The following is an 11,649-nucleotide window of genomic DNA, read 5'->3' as shown; positions in this document are numbered from 1 at the left end:
TGATGTGTCAAGCCCTTATTTTAAGGGCTTGATTTATTTGGACAGCATTTTTTTGCCAAAAATGATTAAAAGTACTCCTGCAAGTATAAACGGAATACTTAGCAATTGTCCCATGTTTAAAGTCATACTATCTTCAAACGCGACTTGATTTTCTTTAAAAAATTCGATTATTAGTCGTGCAGTAAACAATACAGCTAATAATATTCCTAATAAAAATCCCTGTTTTTGCACCGCATCAGTTTTTTTGTACAGATACCATAACAGACCAAAAATAAGCAAGTACGAAAAAGCTTCATATAATTGTGTTGGATGCCTGGGGATAGTATCGTCCAATAAAAATACAACGCCATAATTTCCACCAGTAGGTTTCCCATAAATTTCAGAATTCATAAAATTTCCGAACCTAATAAATGCCCCAACAATAGGGGTTACAATAGCAATGCGATCCAATACCCAAAACACAGGTGTTTTATATTTTTTGCAGTATAATAATATAGCAAGTATAGCTCCCAGACTACCGCCATGACTGGCTAAGCCGGCAAATCCGGTAAAATGCCATTCGCCATTAGTGATCTGAAATGGGAGAAAAATTTCTAAGATATGCTGTGAGTAATAGTCAAAATCATAAAAAAGACAATGTCCTAATCGCATACCCGCTAATATGCCAATTAAAAGATAGCCGGATAGTTTTTCGAGTTTTTCTACAGAAACGCCTTCTATAGTATAAATATGTTTAGCAACCTTATAGGCTATTATAATGCCCAAAATAAATAAAAGCCCATAATATTTGAGAGGAAAGACCCCAAAGAGTTTTATAATTTCCGGATCCGGGTTCCATTCTATAACTCCCATAAAGATATATTAATAATATAGTTCGTCTGTCCTTAGATTTAAGAACCGTTGTGTGGCAAAAAAGGTACTGACCCATGTAATAAGAACCCCAATGCCAAAAATACCAGCAAACAAAATGATAAGTAATATTTTATCGTTTAATAATGCAAGTTCAGGAAAAGTTTTATTAAGATAATACAGTACTATCCCAACTCCGATTAAAGCCAAAATAGCACCAATCATACCTAATTTAACGCTTTTCCATATAAAAGGCCTGCGAATAAATTTTTTTGTAGCACCAACCATTTGCATAGTTTTAATAATAAACCGTTTGGAATATACAGATAAACGAATAGAGCTGTTAATAAGCAATACTGCTATAAAAGTAAAAATACCACTAATAAGCAATACCCAAAAGCTTAAACGCTTTATATTATCATTTAACAATGAAATTAGAGGCTTATCATAAATCACTTCGTCAACAAAATTCTTTTTTAAAATAGCAGCATTTATCTCTTCAATCTTAGTTTGATCTACATAATCTGCTTTAAGATGTACATCAATCGAATTTTGAAGGGGATTATACCCAAGAAAATCCATAAAGTTTTCTCCAATATCTTTACTATGCTCTTCGGCAGCTTCGTCTTTAGAAATAAAAGTTGTGGATTTAGTGTATTCTGCCAGTGCAAGGGTTTTTTCGAGTTGTTTGATCTCGACATCTTTGGCAGTATCTTTTAAATAAATAGTAAGTGCTATTTTTTCTTTAAAGTGATCTGCTACTTTTTTGGTGTTTAAAACCAACAAGCCCAACAAGCCCAATAAAAATAATACCAAGGATATACTAATAACCACCGAAAAATAAGAAGATATTAGTCGTCGTTTTTGATACTTTTCAAAAGAGGAACTCATAAATAAACAGATTTGTGTGTAAAAATAATAAAGTTTAGTGAGACTCTTGTTTCAAAACACTTTTGTGTTTTAAAATAAGTTAGCCAAATTATTTTAATCCCGTATTTATGGGGTTTATTTCTCAGCTTGTCCCAAAAGCAAAATATATTTTTCAGGAAGCATACCTCGTGAGTTTGCTCTGCTGGCTGTTGTTGATTGAAAACTTAGCTGTAAAGGGTGTCTTGCAAATATTTGATGCTTTAATTTTGACTAACTTTGGTTTCAGTATGCATAACGACAATATAGGGTGAAATATTCTAAGTTGTCTGACATCTAAAAAAAAAGCAATAGTTTAAATATCTATATAAAATGCACATAGTAATTATAGGAGTTGGTGGAGTTGGGGGATATTTTGGAGGAAAAATCTCTGATTCGGGACAAAAAGTAACTTTGGTGGCCAGAGGGAAACATTTGGAAGCTATTCGTAAAAAAGGTTTGCAAATTAAGAGTGTTGATGGGGATTTTATAACACATCCTTTTATGGTAACAGATACTATCGATACAGTGGAAAAGGCAGATGTAGTGCTAATTTGTACAAAATCCTGGCAAGTTGCCGAAGCAGCAAAATCAATTGTGCCTATTTTAAAAGAAAGCACTATTGTTATCCCTTTACAAAATGGAGCAGATAATGCAGAAAAAGTTTGCTCTGCACTAGATGCAAAACATGTAGTAGGGGGATTGTGTAAGATTTATAGTAAGATAGAAGCCCCGGGAATTATTTCGCACTTTGGGCATACTCCTGAAATTGTTTTTGGAGAATTAGATAAGAGTATAACCGAACGCCTTACGACAATAAAGCAAATATTTGATAAAGCAGGCTTTAAGAATACAGTTTCTAAAGATATAGAAGTAGATATCTGGGGTAAATTTATGTTTATCGCTACCGTAAGTGGCTTAGGAGCATTAACAAGGGCGACTATAGGAGAGATGTATGAAAATAAAGAAACCCATCGTATTTTAGAGCAGACAGCAACCGAAATTTACAAAGTAGGCATTGCCAAAGGGATTTCGTTTCCAAAAGATATGGTGCAGCGTATTATGTTATTTATAGGCGCACAATCCTATACCTCTACGGCCTCTACACAACGGGATATCATGGCAGGCAGACCTTCAGAATTAGATAATTTTAATGGGTATATCGTAAAAGAAGGTAAGAAATTAGGGGTTGCAACCCCGGTAAATATATTTATTTATAGCTGTTTGTTACCTATGGAAGAGAAAGCGCGAAAATAGAAGATGGGTAATAAGTATTATTTTGTTATCGATATAATCGGATTAAAATTTTACAGATATCTACTCTGTATGCGGTAACATTTTTACTTTCTTTGTTATTAACTACTAGATATATAGTTTTATCCCTTATGAAAAAAGCCTCTTTATTTTCTCTGTCTTTTATAGCCTGTTTCTCTTTCTGTCTGTCGTTCTCATCTGCTACATACGCACAAGTAGAAAAAGATACCATATTAGCATCACAATATTTTAAAAAGGCGGATTCTTTGTTGACGACAGGAGATTATAATAATTCTATCCAATTATTTAAAAAAGCGATACCTATATTTCAAAAAGCTACTGTATGGGAGCGAGTATCCAGATGTTATAATAAAATATCAGAAAATCAGATCCGTAGTTACAAACTAAAAGAATCTTTAGAGTCTTCTAAAAGAGCACTGGATATTTGTGAAACTTATTTATCAGAAAATCATAAAGAAAGAGCATTAACCTACGATAATATAGGACACTATCATAGATTATCCCAAAATTATGAGGAAGCTTTATTGTATTTTAAAAAAGCAATTACCATACGGGATAAAATTTTACCTAAAAATCATATAGATTTTGCAGTATCTAACACAAATTTTGGAATTATTTATTATTATAAGTCTGAGCACAAAACTGCAATACAGTATTTTGAAAAAGCACTAACTATTCGATTAAAGTCATTAGGTCCTGATCATCATGATATTGGAATCTCATATAACAATATTGGTGTTATCTATGATGATCTTGGTTATTTTAATAAAGCGATAGAGTATTACAACAAAAGCTTAATGATAAGGATTAAAAAATTTGGAGAAAACCATCTTGATAATATTGCTGCTTATATTAATATAGGTGTAGCTTACAATAATCTTAAACAATTTGATACCGCTTTAAGTTATTATAAAAAAGCTTTAAAAATTAGCATTGAAAAAAATGATATAGATGGTATAATTAAAGCATATAATAACATCGGTGTTTCTTTAAAAAACATGGGGGAATATGACAAAGCTATAGATTATGTAAAGAGAAGTTTGAAAATGATAATTGAAAAATTTGGGGAATACGATTATAAAACTGGAGACATGTATAATAATCTGGGTAATATTTATACTGATCTAGAGCAGTTTGAAAAAGCATTACTCTATTATAATAAGGCATTGCAGAATTTAAAAGGTGGATTAGAAGATAATCATTTTAAAGTTTCTAGAATATTAATCAATATCGGAAATTTATACACTAGGCAAAAGGAATATGGGTTAGCACTAAAGTATCTAAAAAAAGCATTAGATATACGTAAAAATATTTTTGACGAGAATAATATTCATATCGCAAAGAATTATAAAAATATCGCAGACGTATATCTTGAAATGGGAACATTTAATGAAACTTTGTTATATTATAACAAATCATTAACCGTTATACAGGATATCTATGGAGAAAATCATATCCTTGCTTCAGAACTGTATAATTATATTGCACGTGCCTATGACAAACAACAAGAATATACAAAAGCAATAAGTTATTTTGATAAAGCCTTATTATGTAATACCAAAAATACAAATATAGCAATCAACAAAAGTCCTTTTGATCCAGAGGGTTATTATCATTATGATTTTTTGTTGGAAAGTTTATATGGAAAAGCAAAAACATTACGCCTAAGATATTTGCAAGATAACAATATATTAGATCTAAAGAAAAGTCTTGCTATTTATAAGAATATAGACACCTTAATCCAGACTATCCGCCAGTCTTTTACGAACTATCAAGATAAAGTTGCCTTTGCCAAACAAGCAAAAGAAATCTATCAGGAAGCTATAGAAACCGTTTTACTACAAAAAGACTCACAATCGCTAGAACAAGCATTTTATTATGCAGAGAAAAGCAAGGCCAATACCTTAAAAGAATTACTTAACGATGCTGGTGCAAAAAACTATTCCGGGTTACCTGCAAATATGGTGGCTTTAGAAAAAGAACTAAGAATTAATCGTTCTTTTTATCAATCCAAAATCACAGAGGAGCTGTCTAATAAAGAGGTAGATACTTCAAAAATTCGTGATTTTGAAAATGAATTGTTTATAACCGACAGACGCCAGGATTCCTTAACCGAAATCTTAGAAAAAAATTACCCAAAATACTACCAGCTTAAGTATCGTAATGATATTGTTTCTATTACCGATATACAACAAAAGCTAGACGATAAGACTACTGTTGTGTCCTTTTTTACAGGAGATAGTGTTACCTATGCTTTTACCGTTTCTAAAAATGATATCTCTGTACAACAACTATCCACACCAAAACTAACCGAACAGATCGAAGAGTTTCGTAATAGTATTATCGCTAAAGATATACAAAAACATAAAAAACAAGCGTATGCATTATATACCAAACTTATTGCACCCATACAAGATAAGTTGGTTGGCGAGGAACTGATTATTATACCCGATGGTCCTTTATGGCACCTTAATTTTGAGGTATTGATAAGCAAAAAAGACGATTCTAACAATCCCGCACTGTTATCCTATTTATTAAAAGACTATGCCATCTCCTATGCCAATTCTGCTACCTTATTGTTTACCCCTTTTAAAGATGTTGCCAAATCTAAAACACTACAGGAGTGTCTGGCATTTTCTTTTTCAGATAGTACCAACATCGCACAAGCAAATACCATGCGCCTTGCAGCATTAAGAGATACCGGGGATGATCTTCCTGGTACGCGAAAAGAAATAAAAGCCATATCCAATATTATAGATGGAGAATACTATTATGGATCCCGGGCAATAGAATCTAATTTTAAAAAGAACGCAGGAAAGTATAACATTTTACATCTGGCACTACATGGGGATGTAGATAACGAGAGGCCAGAAAACTCTAAACTGTATTTTACCAAAAGTAAAGACACACTAGAGGATAATTTGCTGTACAGTCACGAATTATTTGCATTGGATATCCCGGCAGAACTTACGGTTCTAAGTGCCTGTAATACCGGATCGGGTAAAATAGCCAAAGGAGAAGGGATTATGAGTTTGGGTACTGCTTTTCAATATGCAGGAACCAAAAGTTTACTGTTAACCAGCTGGGAGGTATCGGATCAAACTACCCCCAAGGTAATGAAATATTTTTATACCAACCTAAAAGCAGGGATGAACAAAGCAAAAGCTCTGCAACAAGCCAAATTGCAATACCTAACCACTGCAAATATCAACAGAACCGACCCGTTTTACTGGGGAGCGTTTTATTTGGTAGGAGATTCTGCTCCGATTCCTTTCGAGAGCAATACATTACTATATTGGATTATAGGAGCCCTAACACTAGTATTATTAGTAGGTTTGCTTTGGTATCGAAGGAAAATAAGAAACAAGAATTAATTTATAAAACATCTATTAATTGTTTACTTTAGTATCGTTGAATATATAGTATGATTTTAGTTACCGGAGCAACGGGATTGGTGGGAACACATTTACTGGTGAAGCTTATGCAACAAAACGACACCGTACGTGCGTTGTATAGAACCGATACCAAAAAGGAGTATGCCAGAAAGGTGTTTTCTTCTTATTTTTTGGAAGAAAAAAAACATCTTTTTGATACGATAGACTGGGTGCAAGGAGATCTTAATGATATCCCTAAGCTAACCGAAGCTTTTGAAGGGGTGACCCATGTATACCATTGTGCTGCAAAAATTAGTTTTAATCCTTCTCATTACAAAAAATTAAGAAAAGTAAATATTGAAGGTACTGCAAACATTGTAAATCTTTGTTTAATCAAAGGAGTGGAAAAACTTTGCTATGTTAGTTCGATTGCAACTTTAGGAGAAAGCCTTTCTAATGCTCCTGTTAACGAAAAAGCAGAATGGAACCCGGAAACTCCTAACTCTGTATATGCAATTACTAAATATGGTGCAGAAATGGAAGTCTGGAGAGGAGTGCAAGAAGGTCTGAACGCAATAATCGTAAATCCGGGAATTATTATTGGTCCGGGTTTTTTTAATACAGGAAGTGGATATTTGTTTAAAAAAATCTATGCGGGGATGTCCTATTATACTACTGGAACTACCGGATTTGTAGCTATACAAGATGTTATTGCTGTCCTGCATCAACTTATGAACAGTAATCACACTAGTCAACGTTATATTTTGGTCGGCGAAAACTTAAGTTACAAAAGTGTTTTTACCAAAATAGCTGAAGCTTTGCACAAAACTCCTCCCAAGAAGGAAGCTTCTCCTTTTTTAATGAAAATAGCCTATTATGCACAAAGCATTAGCCATATCCTTTTTAAAACAGATAGATCTATATTCAAATCTTCGATACGAAGCGCATTTTCGACTACGCATTATGAAAATGATAAAATAAAGAAAGAAATAGCATATACTTTTTATCCTATAGAAAAAAGTATACAAGAAACCGCTACTTATTTTCTGAACGAACAGGCTGCTCCTCGATAATTTTTAAATTTTCTTTTACATTTCCTTCATTCCATCTTTCTAATTCCGGAGTAATTTTTTCTTTTTTTCCTTTCAAGGTATCGTTTGCTTTTTTTATCGAATCCTGGATTTTTTGAATAGAATCCTCTTCTTTTTTTATTTTTTCGTACTTTATTTTTTCCTTGTCCAGATTTTCTTTTACCCGGGTAATTATAATTTTATATTTTTCGATCTGGTCAGAGTACCAAGCATTGTTTTCTGCAAAAACGATACTATCCATCTTATATTTATCCAGAATAAAACTTTCGGGATTTATATTTTTCTCTTCAAAAGTATATCGATACGAACTTTTTGCTGCTTTTACAAAAGCGATATCGGTCAATATTTCGACCATACGATCTTCTCCTATCAATATTTTTGGAGGAGGGGCTTTTTCTATACTCTGGCAAGCAAAAAGCGTGAAAAAGACTACAAAATATTTTATTTTTTTAATCATCTGTCAAAAGTTAATCGTTGTGCACTTCGCACATCATAGAACTTAAAATTCTTATATACCAAACTACCATTTACAAAGGTATGTGTAATTCGGGATCTGAAGGTAGTACCTTCAAAAGGAGACCATCCGCATTTATATGCTATATTATCTTTATTAACTGCCCATGGCGCATTCAAATCTACTAACACGGCATCTGCATAATACCCTTCTTTTATAAACCCTCTTTTTTCTATCTGAAATAGTATGGCAGGGTTATGACACATTTTTTCTACAATTTTTTCTAAAGATATTTTATCCCGGTGATAAAACTCTAACATTACAGGAAGCGCATGCTGTACCAAAGGTCCTCCGGATGGTGCTTTGGTATATACATTGTTTTTTTCTTCTATTGTATGCGGGGCATGATCGGTTGCAATTACATCTATTTTATCGTCCAGCAAAGCTTTAAACAATGCTTCTTTATCTTTTTTTGTTTTTACCGCGGGATTCCATTTTATTAATGTTCCTTTTTCTGCATAATCCTCGTCTGAAAACCATAAGTGGTGTATACAAACTTCTGAGGTTATCTTTTTTTCTTTTAGTGGAATTTTATTTGTAAATAATTTTAATTCTTTTGCGGTAGATAAATGAAAAACATGCAGTCTTGCTCCTGTTTTTTTAGCTAATTCTATAGCCTTTGATGAGGACAAATAACACGCTTCTTCACTTCTGATAACCGGATGAAATACTATAGGAATATCCTCTCCATATTTTTCAATATATTTTGCAGTATTGTTTTTAATGGTAGACTCATCTTCACAATGTACTGCTATGAGCAAGTTTGTGGAAGAAAAAATCTTTTCTAAAACTTCGGGGTTATCTACCAGCATATCCCCTGTAGAAGATCCTAAAAACAATTTAAGAGCTGCTACTTTTTTAGGATCTACTTTAAGAATTTCTTCGAGATTATCATTAGTTCCCCCAAACATAAAGGAATAGTTTGCATAACTTGTTTTTGCTGCTATTTCGAACTTTTCTTCTAATTTTTCTATGGTGGTTGCCTGTGGTACTGTATTGGGCATTTCTATAAAAGATGTTATTCCCCCTGCTATAGCTGCTCTGGATTCTGTTTCTATCGTTGCTTTATGGGTTAATCCAGGCTCTCTAAAATGCACCTGGTCGTCTATTACCCCGGGTAATAAATATTTTCCTTCTGCATCAAAAATGTGTACCTCTGATGATTTTGCGCTTATTTGTGCTGCTATTTCTTTAAAAACACCATTTTCTATATATACATCTCCATTAAAAATTTTTCCTTCGTTAACAATATTAGCATTTTTAATAAGCACCCTATCCATAATCATATCTCGTAATGTTTAAATAAACTTCTAAATTTCATTTTAATAACCCCAAAAACGGCTTCAGATATAATGCCTTTGCTCATTTTTGAAGTTCCTTGAGTTCTATCGGTAAAAATTACCGGTATTTCTTTTATTTTAAAATTCAATAAGTATGCCTTAAATTTCATTTCTATCTGAAAAGCATATCCTACAAATTGTATTTTTTTAAGGTTTATCTTTTCCAGAACCTCTCTTTTATAACAGATAAATCCTGCAGTTGTGTCATGAATATCCATTCCTGTTATCCAACTAACATATTTAGATGCCCCCCAGGACAGTAAAACTCTGCTCATTGGCCAGTTTACTACATTTACCCCAGTCACGTATCTGGATCCTATTGCTACTTGCGAAGAACCTTTTGCACAAGCATTATACAATCGAATCAAATCGTTTGGGTTATGAGAAAAATCTGCATCCATCTCAAAAATATACTCGTAGGAGCGTTCTAACGCCCATTCAAAACCAGTAATATAGGCTGTGCCCAAACCTAATTTTCCTTCTCGTTCTATTAAAAAAAGGCTTTCCGGATATTCTAATTGTATTTTTTTTACCAAACCTGCGGTAGCATCCGGAGAGTTATCATCTACAATAAGAATATGGAAATCACGTTGAAGCGAGAACACATTTTTAATAATACGCTCTACATTTTCAATTTCGTTATAGGTAGGGATTATAACTAAAGCATCCACCATCAAGGCTATTTTTCAGGCAAATATAACTAAATAATTACTAGTTATTTTTTTGTTTTTATTAGTTAATTGATTGTAATTTTAACCCATCACATACTATGGAATTTATTTTAAGAGAAATATCATCTACTAATTGGCTTACTATATTAATTGTGGCAGGGCTTTTTTTGTTGGCTACGGCAAAGACTGTAAATGCTGTTAGGTTTTCTGATTTTATGATGCTATTGACCAATAATAAGTATATTTTATCTTCTCAAAAAGTTAACAAATTATCTTCTTTGTTCAATGTGATTTTGCTATTGTTTCAGATAATTTCGGTATCTGTGTTTATTTATTTATGTTTTAAGGTATTTAAGTGGCAAGTTGCTGCCAGTGAAATTACTTTGTACGTTAAAATTGTTATTTTATATACTGTAATTGTTGTTTGTAAGTTACTTGTAGAAAAAATTATAGCAACTATTTTTTCTATAGACCCCATAATTGACCTCTATCTCTTTTATAAAGTTTCTTATCGCAACTATCTGGGTGTTTTATTATTGCCTGTTAATATTTTGTTTATATATGGGTTACAAGGATCTAAAATTACATTTGTGGTATTGTTAGTTTCTTTGATTAGTATAAATATAATAATGCTATTTTCTTTTTACCGAAAGAATCAAAATATCATTTTAAACCATATATTTTATTTTATTTTGTATCTTTGCGCACTTGAAATTGCACCTTATTTTGTACTATATAAGCTTATAAGTTAATTCGTAGGACCTTTGCAAAAAAGAAAGAATATATGAAAGTGAAAACAATTTTAGTTTCACAGCCAGAGCCTAAAGTGGAAAACTCCCCTTATTTTGATTTAGAAGAAAAGGAAAAAGTAAAAATCGACTTTATCCCCTTCATTCATGTAGAGGGCGTTGATGCCAAAGAGGTGAGGTTACAAAAAGTGGATTTGTCCCACTATACTGCTATTATTCTTACTAGCCGTAACTCTGTTGACCATTTTTTTAGAATAGCAGACGAGATGCGTTTTAAAGTACCTGATACCCTTAAATACTTTTGTCAAAGTGAAGCTGTAGCATATTATTTACAAAAATATGTAGTGTATCGAAAGAGAAAAATATACGTAGGAAAACGTACTTTTCAAGAATTGTCTCCTTTGATCAAAAAGTATAAAACAGAAAAATTCTTATTACCATCTTCAGACAAGCTAAAACCTGAAATCCCTGAAACTCTAAATGAGTTAAAAGTAGAATGGAAACAAGCTGTGTTTTACAAAACAGTGGTAAGTGATTTGTCTGAGTTAAGAGATGTGTTTTATGACATTTTGGTATTTTTTAGCCCTTCTGGAATACAGTCTTTATTTGAAAATTTTCCGGATTTTAAACAAAACAATACCAGAATTGCTGTTTTTGGAAACTCTACCGTTCAAGCTGCCGAAGAACACAATTTAATTGTTAATATCCAGGCTCCTACCCCAGAAACACCATCTATGACCATGGCGCTTCAAAAATATATTAAAGAAGTAAACAAAAAACATTCTTAGTATTAAAGATATATATTAAAAAAGGGATCTGTAAAACAGAGGCTACTGAAAAAGTCACGAACTTAAATAAAAGCGGTAAGTATTTTAGATAC

General features: G+C 32.5%; 10 protein-coding genes. 5 read left to right on the top strand and 5 right to left on the bottom strand.

Features of this window, described 5'->3' with window-relative positions; genetic code table 11:
- Positions 1-33 precede the first annotated feature (33 nt).
- Positions 34-852, bottom strand: a complete 819-nt coding sequence (gene lgt, locus ACZIYX_RS01420; RefSeq protein WP_462680403.1) for a prolipoprotein diacylglyceryl transferase — start codon at positions 850-852, stop codon at positions 34-36.
- Between the two features lie 9 nt (positions 853-861).
- Positions 862-1,740, bottom strand: coding sequence for a cell division protein FtsX (locus ACZIYX_RS01415; protein WP_462680402.1), 879 nt, complete (start codon positions 1,738-1,740; stop codon positions 862-864).
- A gap of 348 nt (positions 1,741-2,088) precedes the next feature.
- Between ACZIYX_RS01415 and ACZIYX_RS01410 the strand changes: the two genes are divergently transcribed.
- From ACZIYX_RS01410 to ACZIYX_RS01400, 3 genes are all read left to right on the top strand, one after another.
- Positions 2,089-3,012, top strand: coding sequence for a ketopantoate reductase family protein (locus ACZIYX_RS01410; RefSeq protein WP_462680401.1), 924 nt, complete (start codon positions 2,089-2,091; stop codon positions 3,010-3,012).
- Between the two features lie 128 nt (positions 3,013-3,140).
- Positions 3,141-6,404, top strand: a complete 3,264-nt coding sequence (locus ACZIYX_RS01405; RefSeq protein ID WP_462680400.1) for a tetratricopeptide repeat protein — start codon at positions 3,141-3,143, stop codon at positions 6,402-6,404.
- 50 nt (positions 6,405-6,454) lie between these two features.
- On the top strand, positions 6,455-7,477 hold the full coding sequence (locus tag ACZIYX_RS01400; protein ID WP_462680399.1) for an NAD-dependent epimerase/dehydratase family protein: 1,023 nt from the start codon (positions 6,455-6,457) through the stop codon (positions 7,475-7,477).
- Here ACZIYX_RS01400 and ACZIYX_RS01395 read toward each other — a convergent pair.
- The 3 genes from ACZIYX_RS01395 to ACZIYX_RS01385 are packed head-to-tail and all read right to left on the bottom strand — an operon-like array spanning position 7,440 to position 10,023.
- Positions 7,440-7,952, bottom strand: a complete 513-nt coding sequence (locus tag ACZIYX_RS01395; RefSeq protein ID WP_462680398.1) for a DUF4296 domain-containing protein — start codon at positions 7,950-7,952, stop codon at positions 7,440-7,442. The two genes, ACZIYX_RS01400 and ACZIYX_RS01395, sit on opposite strands and share 38 nt — an antisense overlap.
- A complete protein-coding gene (locus ACZIYX_RS01390; RefSeq protein WP_462680518.1) occupies positions 7,949-9,289 on the bottom strand; it encodes a dihydroorotase in 1,341 nt (446 codons plus the stop codon). Before ACZIYX_RS01390 ends, ACZIYX_RS01395 begins: the two co-directional genes overlap by 4 nt.
- A gap of 2 nt (positions 9,290-9,291) precedes the next feature.
- Positions 9,292-10,023 (bottom strand): polyprenol monophosphomannose synthase, encoded by a 732-nt coding sequence (locus ACZIYX_RS01385; protein WP_462680397.1) that lies wholly within the window; start codon positions 10,021-10,023, stop codon positions 9,292-9,294.
- 95 nt (positions 10,024-10,118) lie between these two features.
- On the opposite strand from ACZIYX_RS01385, the gene ACZIYX_RS01380 reads away from it, so the two are divergent.
- Both ACZIYX_RS01380 and ACZIYX_RS01375 read left to right on the top strand, forming a co-directional pair.
- Positions 10,119-10,772: a DUF4271 domain-containing protein gene (locus ACZIYX_RS01380; protein WP_462680396.1), complete on the top strand. Its 654-nt coding sequence runs from the start codon at positions 10,119-10,121 to the stop codon at positions 10,770-10,772.
- Between the two features lie 32 nt (positions 10,773-10,804).
- On the top strand, positions 10,805-11,557 hold the full coding sequence (locus tag ACZIYX_RS01375) for a uroporphyrinogen-III synthase (RefSeq protein WP_462680395.1): 753 nt from the start codon (positions 10,805-10,807) through the stop codon (positions 11,555-11,557).
- The last annotated feature ends 92 nt before the right edge of the window (positions 11,558-11,649 follow it).

This window comes from Aquimarina sp. (assembly GCF_977115655.1).
The sequence above is the reverse complement of the archived record's forward strand: the minus strand, read 5'-3'. Positions and strand labels throughout refer to the sequence as shown.

Bases quoted from the DNA above. Each gene is read 5' to 3' on its own strand.
- lgt (WP_462680403.1), bottom strand. From the start codon at position 852: ATGGGAGTTATAGAATGGAACCCGGATCCGGAAATTATAAAACTCTTT.
- ACZIYX_RS01415 (WP_462680402.1), bottom strand. From the start codon at position 1,740: ATGAGTTCCTCTTTTGAAAAGTATCAAAAACGACGACTAATATCTTCT.
- ACZIYX_RS01410 (WP_462680401.1), top strand. From the start codon at position 2,089: ATGCACATAGTAATTATAGGAGTTGGTGGAGTTGGGGGATATTTTGGA.
- ACZIYX_RS01405 (WP_462680400.1), top strand. From the start codon at position 3,141: ATGAAAAAAGCCTCTTTATTTTCTCTGTCTTTTATAGCCTGTTTCTCT.
- ACZIYX_RS01400 (WP_462680399.1), top strand. From the start codon at position 6,455: ATGATTTTAGTTACCGGAGCAACGGGATTGGTGGGAACACATTTACTG.
- ACZIYX_RS01395 (WP_462680398.1), bottom strand. From the start codon at position 7,952: ATGATTAAAAAAATAAAATATTTTGTAGTCTTTTTCACGCTTTTTGCT.
- ACZIYX_RS01390 (WP_462680518.1), bottom strand. From the start codon at position 9,289: ATGGATAGGGTGCTTATTAAAAATGCTAATATTGTTAACGAAGGAAAA.
- ACZIYX_RS01385 (WP_462680397.1), bottom strand. From the start codon at position 10,023: ATGGTGGATGCTTTAGTTATAATCCCTACCTATAACGAAATTGAAAAT.
- ACZIYX_RS01380 (WP_462680396.1), top strand. From the start codon at position 10,119: ATGGAATTTATTTTAAGAGAAATATCATCTACTAATTGGCTTACTATA.
- ACZIYX_RS01375 (WP_462680395.1), top strand. From the start codon at position 10,805: ATGAAAGTGAAAACAATTTTAGTTTCACAGCCAGAGCCTAAAGTGGAA.